Annotated in this window: 11 protein-coding genes; 7 read left to right on the top strand and 4 right to left on the bottom strand. The window is 36.7% G+C overall.

What is annotated here, in order from left to right; genetic code table 11:
• Positions 1 to 398 precede the first annotated feature (398 nt).
• Positions 399 to 1,259, bottom strand: coding sequence for a LysR family transcriptional regulator (locus ACIQ2D_RS05945; RefSeq protein ID WP_402860876.1), 861 nt, complete (start codon positions 1,257 to 1,259; stop codon positions 399 to 401).
• A gap of 99 nt (positions 1,260 to 1,358) precedes the next feature.
• On the opposite strand from ACIQ2D_RS05945, the gene ACIQ2D_RS05940 reads away from it, so the two are divergent.
• Positions 1,359 to 2,486, top strand: a complete 1,128-nt coding sequence (locus ACIQ2D_RS05940; protein ID WP_402860873.1) for a YbfB/YjiJ family MFS transporter — start codon at positions 1,359 to 1,361, stop codon at positions 2,484 to 2,486.
• Complete coding sequence (locus tag ACIQ2D_RS05935; protein ID WP_402860870.1) at positions 2,476 to 3,498, top strand: NAD(P)H-dependent flavin oxidoreductase; 1,023 nt, start codon at positions 2,476 to 2,478, stop codon at positions 3,496 to 3,498. Before ACIQ2D_RS05940 ends, ACIQ2D_RS05935 begins: the two co-directional genes overlap by 11 nt.
• Before the next feature lie 462 nt (positions 3,499 to 3,960).
• Here ACIQ2D_RS05935 and ACIQ2D_RS05930 read toward each other — a convergent pair whose 3' ends face one another.
• Genes ACIQ2D_RS05930 through ACIQ2D_RS05920 form a run of 3 tightly spaced genes read right to left on the bottom strand, consistent with a single transcriptional unit; the run spans position 3,961 to position 7,458 of the window.
• Positions 3,961 to 4,356, bottom strand: coding sequence for a DUF6262 family protein (locus tag ACIQ2D_RS05930; RefSeq protein ID WP_402860867.1), 396 nt, complete (start codon positions 4,354 to 4,356; stop codon positions 3,961 to 3,963).
• Entirely contained in the window at positions 4,356 to 6,239 is a 1,884-nt protein-coding gene (locus ACIQ2D_RS05925) for a tyrosine-type recombinase/integrase (protein ID WP_402860864.1), read from the bottom strand. The genes ACIQ2D_RS05930 and ACIQ2D_RS05925 overlap by 1 nt, the downstream gene beginning before the upstream one ends.
• Positions 6,226 to 7,458 carry a tyrosine-type recombinase/integrase gene (locus ACIQ2D_RS05920; protein WP_402860862.1) on the bottom strand — a complete coding sequence of 411 codons (1,233 nt, stop codon included), beginning with the start codon at positions 7,456 to 7,458 and terminating at the stop codon, positions 6,226 to 6,228. Before ACIQ2D_RS05920 ends, ACIQ2D_RS05925 begins: the two co-directional genes overlap by 14 nt.
• Positions 7,459 to 7,807: 349 nt before the next feature.
• On the opposite strand from ACIQ2D_RS05920, the gene ACIQ2D_RS05915 reads away from it, so the two are divergent.
• The 5 genes from ACIQ2D_RS05915 (at position 7,808) to pflB (ending at position 18,313) form a co-directional block, all read left to right on the top strand.
• Positions 7,808 to 9,385, top strand: a complete 1,578-nt coding sequence (locus tag ACIQ2D_RS05915; RefSeq protein WP_402860859.1) for a peptide chain release factor 3 — start codon at positions 7,808 to 7,810, stop codon at positions 9,383 to 9,385.
• A 156-nt stretch (positions 9,386 to 9,541) separates the two neighbouring features.
• Positions 9,542 to 12,595, top strand: coding sequence for an efflux RND transporter permease subunit (locus ACIQ2D_RS05910; RefSeq protein ID WP_402860856.1), 3,054 nt, complete (start codon positions 9,542 to 9,544; stop codon positions 12,593 to 12,595).
• Between the two features lie 23 nt (positions 12,596 to 12,618).
• Positions 12,619 to 13,704 (top strand): SDR family oxidoreductase, encoded by a 1,086-nt coding sequence (locus tag ACIQ2D_RS05905; RefSeq protein ID WP_402860853.1) that lies wholly within the window; start codon positions 12,619 to 12,621, stop codon positions 13,702 to 13,704.
• Positions 13,705 to 14,025: 321 nt separating this feature from the next.
• Positions 14,026 to 15,381 carry a TrkH family potassium uptake protein gene (locus ACIQ2D_RS05900; protein ID WP_402860850.1) on the top strand — a complete coding sequence of 452 codons (1,356 nt, stop codon included), beginning with the start codon at positions 14,026 to 14,028 and terminating at the stop codon, positions 15,379 to 15,381.
• Between the two features lie 706 nt (positions 15,382 to 16,087).
• Positions 16,088 to 18,313: a formate C-acetyltransferase gene (gene pflB / locus ACIQ2D_RS05895; protein ID WP_402860847.1), complete on the top strand. Its 2,226-nt coding sequence runs from the start codon at positions 16,088 to 16,090 to the stop codon at positions 18,311 to 18,313.
• Positions 18,314 to 18,359 lie beyond the last annotated feature (46 nt).

The raw sequence follows: 18,359 nt of genomic DNA, 5'->3' as shown, positions 1-18,359 counted from the left end.
TTTGGTATAGAGGACATTTTTAAGAACGATTTATTCGGTCAATTTCTATGGACAAGATTACTTTATCAACAGAATGTGAAAACCTTTTAGTAACTAATTAAATATATATAACAACAACTAAACATTGAAATTAAAAGCCCGTATCTTCAATTACTAAGTAATTGAAGATACAGGCTCTTTTTTATTGGCTGTTTTCGTATAGATTGTTTGAGCTTTCGTAAGTTCTTCTTCAACTAAAGCCCTCGTTAGTTTAAGTACATGAGGGCGCTAACAATCGCACTCCGTTTTTTAAGTACATTTATTCACAAACTTAAATGCTTTACTTAGAATATTAGTAATTTACTAGTAGTGAAAGTATATTGACCTTTGCCTTTCTTCCTCAACTAACACCATCATTTTTAATTGTTTGCATTTAATTTTGGTATCATTTTTTCAAAATGCAGCAACGATATAGAAGGGTTATCTAAATGCGAAATAAATTGTGTTTCAATAAACGAAAATTCTTTTGGTAAAGCTACGAATTGTAACTCATAGTAACGAACATAGCGTTCATAAACAGATCTGGGTAATAGCGTGATGCCTAAACCTGCTGCTACACAACCTAAAATGGCTTCTAAAGAGCCGAGTTCCATTATGCGATAGGATTTAATCTTTTGATGCCGTAAATATTTTTCTAACTGAAAACGATATGAGCATCCAGCTCGAAAAACTAAAATGTTCATACTTTCTATAGAAACATCCTTTGTATGTCCTGGATAAATCAAAACCATCTCTTCAACAAATACTGTTTTACTTTGTAACAAACTATGCTGAATAGGGCCTGAAATAAAGGCACCATCAAGCTCATAATTTAAAACTTTATCAATCAAAATCGCAGTTGGATTCGTTTTTAAATTCAATTTAACATTTGGATACATCGTACAGTAATTAGATAGAATAGAAGATAAATGTATCGCTGCTGTCGTTTCCATTGATCCTATTAGAAGTGAACCTGTGGGATTTTCTTGATTTTGCATTGCATTTTCTGCTAGTTCCATCGTTTTGAATATTTGTATCGCATAATGATACAATTCTTCACCTTTCGGCGTGACACTGCATCCTCTATTATGACGATAAAGGAGTTTTGTTTGTAATTGCTCCTCTAACTTATGGATTTTCATCGTAACGTTTGATTGCGAATAATTTAGCCTTTCAGCAGCCACTGAAATACTTCCTAATTCTACTACGAATCGAAATGCTTTTAGTGCCTCAATATCCATCCTCTCACCTCTGATATCAATATTATTTATATTAAGTATACAAAATCTGAATTATATTTAATATCTAAAAGTTGATACGATGAAACAGGGGGTGGAAATATGAGAGTAGTTTGTGGAGGCATTTTACTACTAGCTGTCGCTATGGGCATTGGCCGTTTTGCATATACACCAATGCTACCATTCATGCAACAATCTTTAGGTTGGTCAAGTAGTGAAGCTGGATTAATTGCGATGAGTAATTATGCGGGCTACTTTGTTGGGGCATTATTATTAAGTTTTCTAATTATAAGAAGAAAAAAGGAAATATTGATAATAGTCCTTTTATTAAATGTGTTCACAACTTTTATGATGGGATTTTGTCATGAACTCGTTCTGTTCTGTGTTATTCGATTTTTATCAGGCGTGTCGAGTGCGTTCATCTTTATTTTAAGTTCGCAAATTATCCTAAACTATATTACTCGTCTACAAAAAAGCTGGTGGTCTGGTATTTTATATGGTGGCGTAGGATTGGGAATCATGATTTCAAGTCTTATTTTAATGTTCTGCTCGGATTTTTTAATTTGGAGAAGTATATGGAAGACACTTGGATATGTAAGTACTGTACTAAGTATTCTTGGCATTCTTCTTATGATACATATTCCAAAGGAAGAAATTAGAACGACGAAATCATCTACTTTAAAAAGACCTATTCATTGGCTCATTTGTGCCTATGGTCTTGAGGGACTGGGGTATATTATCACAGGTACATTCATAGTAGCCATTGCACAAGAAATACCGACATTACACTGGGATGCAACGATTATTTGGCTCATTGTTGGGGTTGCTGCTATACCATCCTGTTGGTTTTGGATTCGTTTAGCCGAGAAATATCGCTATAAACAAATATTAGCTATTGCATTATTCGTACAGGCTTTTGGAATTATCATTCCAGCAGTAGTAGCTACAAAAGTAGGTTTCTTAATAAGTGCGATTTTATTTGGATTAACCTTTATGGGCATTACAACCTTAGCAAATACAATTGGAAGGGAACACGCAGTGGAATCGCTTAGCCGACTAACAGCGGTATATGCACTTGGACAAATGGTTGGTCCTATAATTGCCGGAAAGCTTCTAGATCAACTGCATTTTAGTGCAGCATTCATTTTTGCCGCAAGTTGCATTGTTTTAGCAAGTTGCATTGTAATGGTTTATTTATATAAAGAAGGGAGAATGATATATGATGTTTAGCGAATTACGTTATCCGATTATTCAAGCACCAATGGCAGGTGGAGTAGCCACATCTAAATTAGCAATCGAGGTTTCTAAAAATGGGGGACTCGGTTTTTTAGCAGCAGGATATAAAACGTCAGATGTATTAGAAAGTGAGATGAAAGCCTGTATAGAGGCAAATGTATTATATGGGGTTAATCTTTTTGTACCTTCAAATGAAATGCTCGATGAGGCAGCATTAAAATCATATAAAAAACAATTAGAAAAAGATTTTTCAATGACATTACCTGTAAAGGAATGGTCGGACGATGAATGGTTTGAAAAGCTTGCTTTGGTAGAAAAATATAAAGTACCGTTTGTAAGCTTCACATTTGGCTGCCCGGAAAAGGAAATTATAGAAATGTTACATAAAATAGGATGTAAAATTATTGTGACCGTTACAAATATAGAAGAGGCAAGAATCGCATATGAAAGATCAGCAAATGCCATTTGTGTACAAGGTATAAATGCAGGTGGGCATCGTGGAACATTTCAAAATACAAATTCACTAAATTATGAGCCTTTACACGAATTAATTATCAAAGTTAAAAATGCAGTAAATATGCCTATCATTGCTGCTGGAGGTATTATGACAGGGCAACAGATAAAAATTCTATTAATTGCTGGAGCAAGTGCTGTTCAATTAGGAACTGCATTTATTTGTTGTAATGAAAGTGGTGCGAATGAAGTATACAAACGATCTTTAATAGAGGGGCATTTTCAAGAAACAGTATTAACAAAGACATTTACAGGTAGGCTAGCAAGAGGTTTATCAAATGAATTTATGAAAAAATATGAACTTCAAGCACCTAATGTGTATCCGGCTTTGCATTATCTGACGCAGCCGATTCGGAAACAGGCATTAGAAAATGAAAATCCACAAGCTATGTCTTTATGGGCAGGCACAGGATTTAAGATGATACAAGCATTACCCGTGAAGGATTTGCTAGAAAAACTAGTAGAAGAAGCGAATTTCTTTGAGAAAGAATGAAATTATAAAAGGTGAATTCCATGACACTAAGATTTTTGCGATCTTAAAAGAAGATTACTCATAAAACGACGATATTCTACTTTAATAAAGCGTAAGAATGATTTTCTGCAATTGTAAACTATAATGCAGTAAGGCTTTAAGTTATACAAACACATACGTAATAACATTTCCAAATGAAAAGTTTGGACACACAAAAACTCAAAACGTTGACAGTACAGCGTTTTGAGTATTTTTGTTTGCGATGCGTCAATACAGTTTTTTATGCAAAGGCGTATGGACGCAGTTGATATAAGTCTTTGTGGGATTTTACATAAAAAAACTGTATATGAACTATCTGTATAAAATCGTGCTTATACAGACAATTTCAAAACGTTATAAATACGTATTTTTATGGCAAGACCCCTTAATGAACTAACCTGCACCATTAGTTGAATAACAACAATCCTTGAGAAAATAGCCTTTTTATTTATTCGCCAACTTTCCAAGTAAAATGGCATTGTCGCTTTTAAATTTTTTGTTTTCTTCATCCAATTCGGCTATTCTTCTTTTTAGAGACTCAATCAACTTGTCCTTTGAACTTTCGCTGAACGTCTGTTTTTTGGTGATGACCTTTAACTTCTGATTTTGTTTCTTTATTGCTTCGTCAATTGGCTTTATAAGCTCTTTCCGATAAGAATATAAGAATGTTTTACTTACGCCTGCCTTACGGCATATTTCAGCTTTTGAGATGGGATTGTTTACAGGGTCATCAAGGAGCGTTAGTTCCTTTAAAACAGCTAAAACAGCCTGTTTCTTCAAGTCACTTTCCATTTTCTTTGTTTCAACCATTTTTGAAGTATTTGGGTTCATATTAGCCATCAATGAACGCCTCCAGTGTAAAAATGTTTCGCTGCGTCGAACGTTTCACCCTTATCGATGATTTCCAATGCAGTTTGATAGAACTGCACAACTTTATCAAATTCCTCAACCTTTTCCTCAAGCCCGATTTGTTTAGCTTGATTTAAGTGGGTTGTGAAAGCGTCTATGGTATCTACAACAGCGTTCTTATGCCTTGGGAGTATCTTTTTCTTGATACATGTTTTACAAGCCACCTGATGGGGACATGAGGGCATTTTATAGGGATGCTCGCAACAACCGTCGCCTTGGTCAAAGATGGCGATAATCTTGTTCTTGACCCATTTGTTATCACCGAAAACTTCTTCCTGTTCAGGAAGATTATCCTTGATCGCTGTGGCATCAGATTTAAGTAGTTTATCTTTAAACTCCCTCTTTAAGGTTTGTTGATAAACTTCTATATATTGTTCTGTCATGGTAATAGAAGAATGACCCATAAAGTTTTTGACAGCGTAAATATCAACTCCAGCATCAATCATTTCAGTGGCTACTGTGTGCCTAAACTGATGTGGTGTAATATGATAAATATCTCCTGATTCAGTACCAATTTCACATAGTGGAATTTTATTGCAAATTTTAGGTAATGTACTTCGATAAATGTGATCATATGACAAGTTTCCAATAATGGCTGTATTCCCCTTATAAGAAGTAATCTCTCTAAATAAATATCTCTGCTTATCATCATCAGATGTAGGAGGGAAATCTTTCACTCTTTGTTTCTGACGTAAAATAGCCCGTTCTACAATATTTCTATTATCCGAGTCTTTTAGATGTGCTAATGGTATTACCAAATCTTTTGGGATTTTAGCGATACGGTGGTCTAAATAGAGTTGAGGGTCTCCATCTAAATCATACTTCAAACAGTCGGTGTCACTACCGTCTGAAATCAAATGACATATATCCTCAAAACGTCTTCCTGTATATCTCAATATAATGATAAAATCCCAGTAGGTAGATTCTATAATTGGTGTATCTTCACCGTTTTCCAATATTGGAATAATGGTGTTTTCTAAATAGTCATCTAATTTTATCTTTATGTGAGGAGGTATTGGTCTTGGAAGTACTTTTGCATTTTTAGGTACATCATAACTAATTAATAACCCGGGTGTCCTTGGACCATCATTCCATTTATTCTCATACATATAGTAGAACATACTACGGGTAACATTTATTGCTTCAATAGCTGTTCTATTGGATAAAGATTGAATGTGTGGAAGGACCTTTTCGATATGTTCAAGTCTATCCAATTCGTTAAATGAACGTAATTCTGGAAAATGATTGTTTAATATGTTTAAAAATATGCTAAAACTATTAAGGTATTTATAAAATGTATATGCACTCCACGTCCCAAGCATATTTCTAAAATATCTTCTTACAATTTCCCGAAAGTACATATTTTCTATTTTATCGAATTGAACTATATAACTCCCAGGGGTTTTGTGTTTTGGATATACTTTTAACAGTGTCCTCATATCCCAAAGATCTTGATTCAGATATTCTTCTCGTTCTTTAGGATTTTTAATAAATTTGACTTCATGATGGGCAGGATAGGGATCTGCTTGGTGTCTTACCTGAACACCCATGTTTTTTAAAAGCTCTGCAAACTTGTCATCTTTAATTGCCAAATACCAAGTATTAATGGATTTAAATCCTGCTAACGTAGTTAACTCATCATACTTTTTGTCCCGATTTTCGGGTTGCTGTATGACTTCCAAAAATCTCTTCTGTGCCTTCGTCATCCAAGATGTATCAATAGCTGCAACTGGAAAAGGAGAAATGGTTGCCTTTGTTCCCAAACTCTTCGAGTTATTTGTTTTTGAGGAATTTGCTGCTTCACTTTTTGCCATTTTCTTGCTCCTTACGTTTCTCTTCTCTATATTTACTCATTCGTTGGTATTCTTTTTTATGGTCTTCTGCATTTAAATGGGCGTAAATCTGCATCGTGGTTGCTACGCCTTTGTGACCAATCCTTTCTTGGATGTATTTCCAATTGATAGGTTCTCCTTTGTTGATATACTCTCTTGCTAGTTCAGTAACGTGGGTATGTCTCAATTTGTGAGTGTTTAACTTAATCCCCGTTTTTTTGTTGTAAAAGTTAAGGATAGAAGTAAGTGTTGATTTCTTCATTGGTTTTCCATTATCCATAGGGTTATTACTATTAACCACAACGAACAGGAAATCAGTAACGGGGTCACTATTCACCCAATCGCTACTAATATACCTATCTATCAAAACCATAAGGTCAGGAGGGAGGTGTACAAACCTGTCCCTGCCATACCCCGCCTTTGCCCTTGACCCATTTTCATTGTCTGGTCTGAAACGAATATGTATGCCTTGCTCGCCATAATCAATGTCCTCAAGCTTTACTCCAAGAAGCTCACCAGACCTCAATCCTCCTTCTTTAAGAACTAAGAGAATGATTTTATCTCGTAAGAGGTTGACCCTCTCTAGATAGGTCTTAAAATCCTTTTGTTCAATGGTCTTAGGAATTACATGGGGGACTTTTGATTTTAGAGTGTTTTTCTGAACAGTCCTGCTTCTTCGAGTATGGGATAACATATCTTTATCTCTCATCGCATTTGTAACCATTACATTACGATAAACAACAGGATTGTCTTTAACCCTTCCACTAGCTTTAAGCCACAGAAATAAAGAGGTTACTCTATCTATGATGGCATTGACAGTAGAAACCTTTAGGTCATCTTCTACATATTCATAATCTAACGTTTCTACATTTTCATAAAAACGATACGGGTTCTTGAGCCATAATTTGAAGTTGGTTAGAATATCTGGTTTACCATCTAGGTCCAAAATATCCAAGTCTTTCATCTTCAAATACACAATGAAATACCATAAGTTATAGCAGTATGTTCTTATTGTATTAGGGGATACTTCTCGTTCTGCTCTAGCTTGTATCATATCGAGATATTCTTTTACTAATGGAATAAAATCTAAGTTTTCATCCATAAGATAGTACATTGTCCCATTATCTATTTTTGCTTCTCTAATGGATACAACCTCATGCCACTTATCCTTTATTGCTTTTTCCTTATGAGGTATTGTCATTTAGCTACTAACTCCTTTAAATACTTAAAGTCAAGGTCCTCGAACTATCGTTCTGCGGATACGCCTCCTGCAGAGGGATATATCATCCTATATTGGAAAAATATACATTATAGAACTCGTGTTCTAATATTACCATAAATTATCTATTATTACTATATATGTTTTATTTAGACTTAAAGATAAAAAAAGATAGCAGGGATAATCAACCCTTACTATCTTTACTCTTGTTCTTTATATATATTTAATGCATGGCTAAAAGGTTTTCTTTTTGAATTATTATGTAAAAAGGTTGTGCAGAGGGTAAGCCTTCTTTTATTATTAGTAGGTATGAAAAAAGGAGAATGTGAAAATGACTTCAAATTTAGAACAAGATATATTATCACGTCGTACGTTCGCTATCATCAGTCACCCGGATGCTGGTAAAACGACGATTACAGAAAAACTTTTATTATTCGGCGGTGCGATTCGTGACGCGGGTACAGTAAAAGGAAAAAAATCAGGCAAATTTGCAACGTCTGACTGGATGGAAATTGAAAAGCAACGTGGGATTTCAGTAACGTCTTCGGTTATGCAATTTGACTATAACGGTTCTCGTGTGAATATTTTAGATACACCTGGGCACCAAGATTTCTCAGAAGATACGTACCGTACATTAATGGCGGTTGATAGTGCAGTGATGGTTGTCGATGCTGCGAAAGGGATCGAGGCTCAAACGTTAAAGCTATTTAAAGTTTGTAAAATGCGAGGTATTCCAATCTTCACATTCATCAACAAATTAGACCGTCAAGGGAAAGAGCCACTTGAGCTAATTGAAGAACTAGAAGAAGTACTTGGCATTAATGCGTATCCAATGAACTGGCCAATCGGTATGGGGAAAGAATTCCTTGGTATTTATGACCGTTATAATAAACGTATCGAACAATTCCGTACCGAAGAAAACGAACGATACTTACCAATCGATGAAAACGGTGAGCTTGCAGTTGATCATCCGATGAAAGTAACATCTTATTACACGCAAGCGATGGATGACATCATGCTACTGAACGAAGCTGGTAATGCGTATTCAGAAGAAAAAATCCGTCATGGCCAATTAACGCCAGTATTCTTCGGTTCTGCATTAACAAACTTCGGAGTACAAACATTCCTTGAAACATACTTGAAGTTTGCACCAACACCACAACCACGTATTACAGAAGATGAGCAATACATCGATCCTGTTGAGCACAATGAGTTTTCTGGTTTCATATTCAAGATTCAAGCGAATATGAACCCTGCACACCGTGACCGTATTGCCTTTGTACGTATCGTATCGGGTAAATTCGAACGTGGGATGAATATGACATTATCTCGTACAGGTAAGTCATTCAAAGTAACGCAATCTACACAATTCCTTGCAGATGATCGTGAAACTGTTGATGTAGCAGTTGCTGGAGATATTATCGGCTTATACGATACAGGAACATATCAAATTGGCGATACAGTTGTAGGTGGGAAGAAAACCTTCCAATTTGAAAAATTACCACAGTTCACACCAGAGTTATTTGTCCGTGTTACAGCGAAAAACGTTATGAAATCGAAGCAATTCCATAAAGGGATTTTACAGTTAGTGCAAGAGGGTGCGATACAGTACTATAAAACTTTGCACACTGAAGAAGTGATCCTCGGGGCAGTTGGGCAATTACAATTCGAAGTATTCGAGCACCGCATGAAAAACGAATACAATGTTGAAGTAAAAATGGAGCCAATCGGTTCGAAAATTGCACGTTGGATTGAAAATGAAGATGATGTTAAAGAATCGATGTCTTCTAGCCGTTCAATGCTTGTAAAAGATCGCTTTGACAATTATGTATTCTTATTTGAAAACGAGTTCGCTATGCGCTGGTTTGCTGACAAAAACGAAAATATTAAATTATATAGCTTACTATAAAAAAGGAACACGAATCGACAATTACGCGATTCGTGTTTTTTTACAAGGAAAAAGTGATAATAATGTTGAATACATACAGTATCAAGAAATAATCTGTAGAAAATCCTCCTTTTCGGCAATCATGAAAAGAAGAGAAGAAAAAGGAGTTTATTTAAAATGCGTATTAGTGATTTTTCTATTAAGAGACCAGTATTTACAATTGTGACGATGTTGCTTGTCATTATTTTAGGTGGCGTTTCGTTATTGAAAATACCCGTCACACTCATTCCAGAGTTAAATCCACCGATTGGCGTTGTCGTAACTAGCTACCCTGGTGCAAGTCCGACAGAGGTCAATGAGAAGGTGACCAAGCCTTTAGAAACAAGCCTCGCTACATTGCCAGGCATAAAAAAGGTTCAATCGACCTCACAGGAAGGTGCAAATTTAATCGTTCTAGAGTTCAACTGGTCGACCAATATTGAGGATGTACAACTTGATATTTTACAGCGACTAGATATGACACCGCTTCCAAGTGATGCCGAAAAGCCGAGTTTCTTAAAATTTGATCCTGCACAATTTCCAATCATTCAACTTTCACTACGGGCAGAAAATAATGATGTTGATGTGCGCGTTTTAGCAGAAGCTTTGGAGAAAGAGCTCCGCCGTACAGAGGGTGTAGCTAGTGTCAACGTCTCTGGTAAGCTTGTCGAAGAAGTACAAGTGACACTTGATGAAGCAAAACTTATCGAAAAGGGCTTAACGCAAGCTGACGTCGTGCAAATTATTCAAACTAATAATATTTCAATGCCGGGTGATCCAGTATCTATTGAAGAAGGGAAAATGCTGACTACACGTATTTTAAGCACGTTCACTTCACCAGAGGATATTGCAGATTTAATTGTGTCGGTGAATCCTTTGGATGGCAAGGTGTTAACCGTTGGTGATGTTGCAGAGGTAGAACGTAAAGAACAAGCATCTACCACTGAGACGCGCGCTAATGAACATCCTGCTGTATTAATGTCAGTACTACAAGAATCTGGTGCAAATACTGCAGAAGTGTCAGAAGCGTTCCAAAAGGCATTAGACGAGCTTCTGAAGAAGGAGCAATATAGTGGAATTGCGGCTGATATTTTACTAGACCAAGGTGATTATGTGAATTTAGCGATCAATAATATTGGTTCTTCACTACTTCTTGGTGGTCTGTTTGCCATGATTATTTTATTCGTCTTTTTACGAGGCGTGAAAAGTCCAATTATTATCGGTATCGCGATACCATACTCAGTAATTGTGACGTTTGTATTGATGTTTTTTGCAGATTTTACACTCAACATTATGACGCTTGGTGCATTAGCGCTAGGAATAGGTATGCTCGTCGATAATGCCATCGTTGTTATTGAAAATATTGAACGGCATTTAGGACTTGGGAAGGATCCAATCGAGGCAGCAAAACAGGGAACAAAGGAAGTAGCGATGGCGATTACAGCGTCAACTATGACGACAATTGCTGTCTTTATTCCAGTGATGTTTATAGAAGGGTTGATAGGAAAAATATTTACTGAATTTGCCCTAACAATTTCTTTTAGTTTACTTGCTTCTTTATCGGTTGCATTAACTGTTGTACCTATGTTGGCAAGCCGATTACTCAAAACAAAGCCTGAAAATATTAATGAGATTCGTAAAGAATCACGTTTCTATAAGGGTTATCAGTCGTCGATTGTTTGGGTACTACACCATCGATTCATTGTACTTACAACGGCTACTGTACTCTTTGCGTTATCCTTATTCGGTCTAATGAAAATCGGAACAGAATTTTTACCCGCAACGGATGAAGGATTTGCATCTGTAAGTGTTAATCTCGAAAATGGCTCTTCTGTGACGGAGACAGAAAAGGTCGTTGCAAAAATTGAAGATAGATTGAAAAATGAGGCAGAAGTCGATGTCTATGTTAGTTTAATTGGTGGTACGCAGCAATCACAGTCGCGTGGGCAAACAAGCCCTAATCAAGCGGAAATGTATGTGAAATTAGTGCCATTAGAGGATCGTGAGCGTTCGATTTTTGAATTTGTAGAAGAAGTTGAACAAGATTTGCAATCAGAGCTTGGAGAACAAGCTGATATTGCATTCAATGTATCGACGTCATCAGGTTCAGCACCAAATACGCTAACATTCCGTTTAACTGATTCAAACGAACAACGTTTACATGAATCGGTTGAAAATGTACGACAGGAGCTACTGAAAATTGATCAGGTAACAGATGTTTCGAATGATTTGGATAATACTGTACAGGAAATTCAGATTGAAGTTGATCGTGAAAAAGCCAAGGATTACGGCTTTGTGCCTGCACAAATTGCACAAACGGTCAATCAAATGACTAGAGGTCAGCTGACGACGCAGATGATTGCTGAGGATGGTGCTGTATTATCAGTATTTACGGGCTTTGGAAAGGCATTTAACGAAAGCATTGAATCCCTAAAAGACATGCAACTACGTTCACCAGCGGGTCTATTTGTGAAGCTAAAAGATATTGCAGATGTATCTGTACAGGACGGTCCCGTATCGATAAGACGTTCAGATCAGGCTTCTGCGGTAGCATTTTTTGTTGATTATAAAACAAAAGAATCGCTAGGTGGTATTTCAGATTTAGTGGATGCAGCACTTGAGAAAGCGGAATTACCAGCAGAAACACAAATCGTTTTTAGTGGAGATAGGGAGCTATATGATAGTGCAATTGATGATATGTTGCTTGCTGTAGCACTCGCGGTAGTGCTTGTATATATCGTAATGGCTGCACAATTCGAGTCTTTTAAATATCCGTTCGTTATTATGTTTACAGTACCTCTTATGATAATAGGAGTAGCGATTGCGCTATTTGCGACAAATACACTTGTAGGTGTGACATCTGTTATTGGTATATTGGTGCTCGTCGGTATTGTTGTCAATAATGGAATTGTGCTTGTCGATTACATTAATCAACAAAAAGTAGCGGGTATGACGACATATGATGCGATTTTATTGGCTACGCAAGATCGACTACGACCAATTTTAATGACGGCATTTACGACGATTTTAGGCTTACTTCCTCTTGCATTGGGCATTGGTGAAGGAACAGAGATGAATCAGCCAATGGGGATTGCCGTGATTGGCGGATTAGTAGTATCAACATTGTTGACTTTATATATCGTGCCTAGTGTATATAGCTTAATTGATAAGGAATCGAGAAAATTATCGTAATTTGATGCAAGGGGGAAATGAGGATGGGTGTTCACTTTTTTACTGGTTTTCCGGGTTTCATTACGAGTCAATTAATCCGAGAACTATTTCGGAAGAATAATACGCAAGAAGTGATTGTGGTTGTTTTACCTGGTGAACTGTTGAAAGCAAATGCGGAGAGACAAAGGATATTAAGGGAGTTTTCTGCAAGTGTGATTCACATTGTAGAAGGGGATATTACACTACCTAATATAGGTTTGGATGATCAAGTGTTACAAGAAATCATTCCTCAAATTGAGGTTTTATGGCATTTAGCTGCTATCTATGATTTAGCTGTTCCACGGGATATAGCGTGGAAAGTCAATGTACATGGTACAGCGATGGTGAATGACTTTGTCTGTACGTTGCCCAATTTGAAGCGATATATGTATTTTAGTACAGCTTATGTGGCAGGCACACGTGAAGGCGTGCTTCGTGAGGATGAACTGATTCGCCCACGTGCATTTAAAAATTACTACGAGGAAACGAAGTACGAGGCTGAGTATCGTGTCGAAGATTTGAAAGCTAAGGTACCTGTGACGATTATTCGTCCAGGCATTGTACGTGGGCATTCTGAGACAGGTGAAACAATCAAATTTGATGGTCCATACTTCTTTTTAAACATGGTGGACAGATTAAAGTGTTTGCCATTCGTTCCGTATGTTGGACAGTCCAAGTCAACCATTAATGTAGTACCTATCGATTATATTATGGAAGCTGTGATATTTTTAGCTGATGAACCAAGGGCAGAAGGGAAAACATTACATCTAACTGATCCGAATCCACATCCGGTGCAAGAAGTGTATCGAACGATGGTAAAGCTTTTGACAAACCATTATCCAAAGGGGCGTTTACCATTAGCGCTTGCTAAAAAATCTTTACAAGTACCGTTTGTACGTAAAAAATTAAGAGTAGAGCAGGAAACACTAGATTATTTAACGTGGAATGCTAAGTTTGATACGACAGAAGCGGTAGCTCTTTTGCAAAAGGGCGGGATTACTTGTCCAGACTTTATTCAAACAATGCCAAAGATGGTTGAGTTTTATAATGCGCATAAAGAAAATGAAAGTTTTCAAATTCAAATTAAATAGTTCATAGAAATTTTCGTCATAAAATAATAGTAATATAGCATTACATGGTAGCTTCCATTGACGTTTTGTCAGATGTGAACGCGGGTATATAGAGTTTGAAGTAGGAGATTTTATGGAAGCTTTATTACATACACTCCAAACTTCAGGAATTAGTATTCTGGTACGTCCTTCTGGCCATTACATTTGTCGGTTATCTAGTAGGTGTACGCAACAAAAAATAGTAATTCGAAGAGCAGTTTTTACTGTTCTTCTTTCTTTTTTGTCGCATTTTTTCTATACTGTTATCATGTCTGACATCTTAGGAAGGAAGGGGCTGATTAGGTGCCATGGAAGAGACCATCGAGTAAACTAGCAACACCGTTTCAGTTACTCGTCACCTATTACTTTATAGCAATCGCAATTTCTTTCCTATTACTACGTCTCCCTGGTGTACACAAGCCTGGGGTAGAGGTATCTCTATTAGATAGTTTATTTACGGCGGTCAGTGCCGTTAGTGTTACTGGCTTAACAACGATTACTATTTCAGAGACATACTCAACATTTGGGTTAATAATGTTACTTCTTATTTTACAACTTGGGGCAATAGGAATCATGTCACTTGGTACGTTTGTTTGGCTACTTGTTGGGAAAAAAATCAGTTTGCGTGAACGAGAGCTAATTATGATTGATCACAATCAATACAATTTATCCGGCATGGTCCAACTTATTCGAGAAATCGTGAAAATACTGCTCATTATTGAAATAGCAGGTGCATTTATTCTTACAATCCATTTCATGAACTACTTTGATTCGTTTGATAAAGCACTTATTCATGGCGTGTTTGCATCAATCTCAGCTACGACGAATGGCGGATTTGATATTACAGGCATGAGCTTGCTGCCGTTCCATAACGATTATTTTGTACAGTTCATTACGATGATATTAATTGTGCTTGGTGCCATTGGATTCCCAGTATTAATCGAGGTAAAAACATTCCTACGTAATCGAAGTACTAATTTCCGCTTTAGTTTATTTACTAAAATCACGACGTCAACGTATGCCATTTTATTTGTCGTTGGCGCACTTGTTATTTTACTACTTGAGTCGTTTCAATCATTTAAGTATATGCCATGGCATGAGGCACTTTTTTCTGCTATGTTTCAATCGGTCTCGACAAGATCAGGCGGTTTAACAACATATGATGTAACGACGTTTAGTGAAGCGACTAGTATTTTTATGAGTTTTTTAATGTTTATTGGCTCTTCACCAAGTTCAGTTGGTGGGGGAATACGGACAACGACATTTGCCATTGCCATTTTGTTTTTAATTACATTTGCACGGGGTAAAGAGCATATTCAAATATTTGGACGTGAAATTCATCCAATTGATATGTTCCGCTCGTTTGTTGTGATTTTATTAGCTTGTTTTATGGTATTAATTGCAACGATGCTTCTACTTATAACAGAGCCAGATGCTACCCTTACTCAAATTATTTTTGAAATTACCTCGGCGTTCGGAACATGTGGGATGTCGTTAGGAATCACTTCAGATTTATCCGTTGCTGGAAAAGTGATTATTATGATTTTAATGTTCATAGGACGTGTCGGCTTAATTTCCTTCCTTTATACCCTTGGTGGTGGTGGGAGAGGCAAGAAAACGAATTTTCACTATCCTAAGGAACGCGTCATTATTGGCTAAACAAAATGGACTACCCCAAAGAATTTAGGGTAGTTCTTTTTGTTTGAAAAATGAACTGAAGGATAAGGTGATTATCAATGTAAGCGTCAAACTGTCCCCACCTACCAATAGAATGAGTTCCATGCCATAATCTCCTTAGGTATATGCGGAAATGAGAAATATTCCATTCGATCCGATTCTTTTCCAACAAGTTATGAAGGCGCTGAATGAACGATAATCCATGAAGCTACGATTGAACAAGTCTATTTGGCGCAAGGGGCAACTGATTATATCAAAGTTTAGCGTTTTAGAATCTTCTAGAATAAGATAAAAACAATTTTTGTCATAGTTAGTATTTGAATTACTACTCAACTAATTATCTGTTTTAAAACAGGGCGAAAAATAAAAAAGGTTTTATAGTACAGTTTTAAGTTTTGTGTAGTACAGCTTTACTTTTTTAGCAATAATCTAAAAATTAAACTCGATATACAATGGGGTAAATTCGTATGTTATAGTACAAAATATTCATTATAATACTGTTTTTAGTTAATTTAACACAATTTATACACTATAAAAACCATTGCAAGCGTTTTTATACAACTTTTCATAAAGTGTTCAATTTTTTTTATTTTGAAGACTTTAACCTGTTTTGTTATGAATGTATAATCTGTTATATAAGAAATTGACTTTCTGTTATATACAAACAACACGAGAGGCGGAAGACAACATGGAACAATGGAAGGGCTTTCAATCTGGTAATTGGAATAAGGAAATTAACGTACGTGATTTTATTATTAATAACATTACAGTCTATGATCAAGATGATTCATTCTTAGAAGGGCCAACAGAAGCAACGACAAAACTCTGGGCTCAAGTTATGGATTTAAATAAACAAGAACGTGAAGCTGGTGGCGTTTTAGATTTAGATTCTAAAGTCGTTTCTACTATTACGTCACATGGTCCAGGATACTTAAACAAAGATTTAGAAACAGTTGTAGGTTTCCAAACTGACGCTCCATTCAAGCGATCATTACAACCATTCGGTGGAATTCGTATGGCTGAACAAGCTGCTGCATCCTATGGTTTCCATGTTGATGAAGAAGTAAAAGAAATCTTCACTAAATATCGAAAAACTCACAACCAAGGTGTATTTGATGCTTACACTGATGAAATGATGTTAGCTCGTAAAGCTGGTATCATTACTGGTCTTCCAGATGCTTATGGTCGAGGTCGTATTATTGGTGACTATCGTCGAGTAGCTCTATATGGTGTAGACTTCTTGATCAACGAAAAGAAAAAAGACCTTAAAAATACAGGTAAAGTAATGTCAGAAGACACAATTCGTCTTCGCGAAGAACTTGCTGAACAAATTCGTTCTTTAGGCGAATTAAAAGAAATGGCTGCTGCTCACGGATTTGATATCTCAGCTCCAGCTGCTAACGCTCGTGAAGCATTCCAATGGTTGTACTTCGGATACCTTGCAGCTATTAAAGAGCAAAATGGTGCTGCAATGAGCTTAGGTCGTACATCTACTTTCTTAGATATCTACATTGAAAGAGATTTACAAAACGGTACATTAACAGAAAGCGAAGCTCAAGAATTAGTTGACCACTTCGTAATGAAATTACGTCTTGTTAAATTCGCTCGTACACCTGATTACAACGATTTGTTCAGTGGAGATCCAACTTGGGTAACTGAATCAATCGGCGGTGTATCATTAGACGGAACACCTTTAGTAACTAAAAACTCATTCCGTTTCTTACACACATTATCAAACCTTGGACCAGCTCCAGAGCCAAACTTAACAGTTCTTTGGTCTACTAAGCTTCCACAAGGCTTCAAAAAATTCTGTGCGAAAATGTCTATCCAAACTAGTGCGATTCAGTACGAAAACGATGACATTATGCGTTTAGAATACGGTGATGACTATGCAATTGCTTGCTGTGTATCTGCAATGCGTGTAGGTAAACAAATGCAATTCTTCGGTGCTCGTGCTAACTTAGCCAAAACTTTATTATATGCAATCAACGGTGGAATGGATGAAAAACTTAAAATACAAGTTGCACCACGTTTCGCTCCAATCACTTCTGATATCTTAGATTACGAAGAAGTAATGGCGCGTTTCGATACAATGATGGATTGGCTTGCTGAACTATATATCAACACATTAAATGTGATTCACTACATGCACGATAAGTATGCTTATGAAAGAATTGAAATGGCACTTCACGATACAAAAATCCTTCGTACAATGGCAACTGGTATCGCTGGATTAAGTGTTGTAGCTGACTCTTTAAGTGCTATTAAATATGGTCAAGTTAAAGTAATCCGTGACGAAAATGGTGTAGCTGTTGACTTTGAAACGACTGGTGATTACCCTAAATACGGTAACAACGATGATCGTGTAGACCAATTGGCAGTGAACTTAGTTGAAACATTCATGACTAAGCTTCGCAAACATGCAACTTACCGTGATTCTGTAACAACTATGTCAATCTTAACAATTACTTCTAACGTAGTTTATGGTAAGAAAACGGGTAACACTCCTGATGGACGTCGTACTGGTGAACCATTTGCTCCTGGTGCTAACCCAATGCACGGAAGAGATACTAAAGGTGCATTGGCTTCATTAGCGTCTGTAGCTAAACTTCCATACGCACATGCTTTAGATGGTATCTCTAACACATTCTCAATGGTACCAAAAGCACTAGGTAAAGATGAAGCTAGCCAAGTAGCAAACTTAGCTGCAATTCTTGATGGATACGCAACTAAAGAAGGTCACCACTTAAATATCAACGTATTTAACCGTGATACTTTATTAGACGCTATGGAGCATCCAGAAGAATATCCACAATTAACAATTCGTGTATCTGGTTACGCAGTTAACTTCATTAAATTAACGCGTGAACAACAAATCGATGTAATCAACCGTACTTTCCACGGAAGTATGTAATGAAGAAAGCGCCATTTCGAAATGAGAAACTAGCTTAGGCGCTGTA

Source organism: Lysinibacillus sp. NPDC097287 (assembly GCF_044761695.1).
Lineage (GTDB): Bacteria > Bacillota > Bacilli > Bacillales_A > Planococcaceae > Lysinibacillus.
Note: the sequence above shows the minus strand (reverse complement) of the source record. Positions and strands in the feature narration are given on the sequence as shown.

What these genes read in the sequence shown, in the direction of transcription:
- ACIQ2D_RS05905 (WP_402860853.1), top strand. Translation starts at nt 12,619, where the DNA reads ATGGGTGTTCACTTTTTTACTGGTTTTCCGGGTTTCATTACGAGTCAA.
- ACIQ2D_RS05945 (WP_402860876.1), bottom strand. Translation starts at nt 1,259, where the DNA reads ATGGATATTGAGGCACTAAAAGCATTTCGATTCGTAGTAGAATTAGGA.
- pflB (WP_402860847.1), top strand. Translation starts at nt 16,088, where the DNA reads ATGGAACAATGGAAGGGCTTTCAATCTGGTAATTGGAATAAGGAAATT.
- ACIQ2D_RS05925 (WP_402860864.1), bottom strand. Translation starts at nt 6,239, where the DNA reads ATGGCAAAAAGTGAAGCAGCAAATTCCTCAAAAACAAATAACTCGAAG.
- ACIQ2D_RS05915 (WP_402860859.1), top strand. Translation starts at nt 7,808, where the DNA reads ATGACTTCAAATTTAGAACAAGATATATTATCACGTCGTACGTTCGCT.
- ACIQ2D_RS05920 (WP_402860862.1), bottom strand. Translation starts at nt 7,458, where the DNA reads ATGACAATACCTCATAAGGAAAAAGCAATAAAGGATAAGTGGCATGAG.
- ACIQ2D_RS05930 (WP_402860867.1), bottom strand. Translation starts at nt 4,356, where the DNA reads ATGGCTAATATGAACCCAAATACTTCAAAAATGGTTGAAACAAAGAAA.
- ACIQ2D_RS05910 (WP_402860856.1), top strand. Translation starts at nt 9,542, where the DNA reads ATGCGTATTAGTGATTTTTCTATTAAGAGACCAGTATTTACAATTGTG.
- ACIQ2D_RS05935 (WP_402860870.1), top strand. Translation starts at nt 2,476, where the DNA reads ATGATGTTTAGCGAATTACGTTATCCGATTATTCAAGCACCAATGGCA.
- ACIQ2D_RS05940 (WP_402860873.1), top strand. Translation starts at nt 1,359, where the DNA reads ATGAGAGTAGTTTGTGGAGGCATTTTACTACTAGCTGTCGCTATGGGC.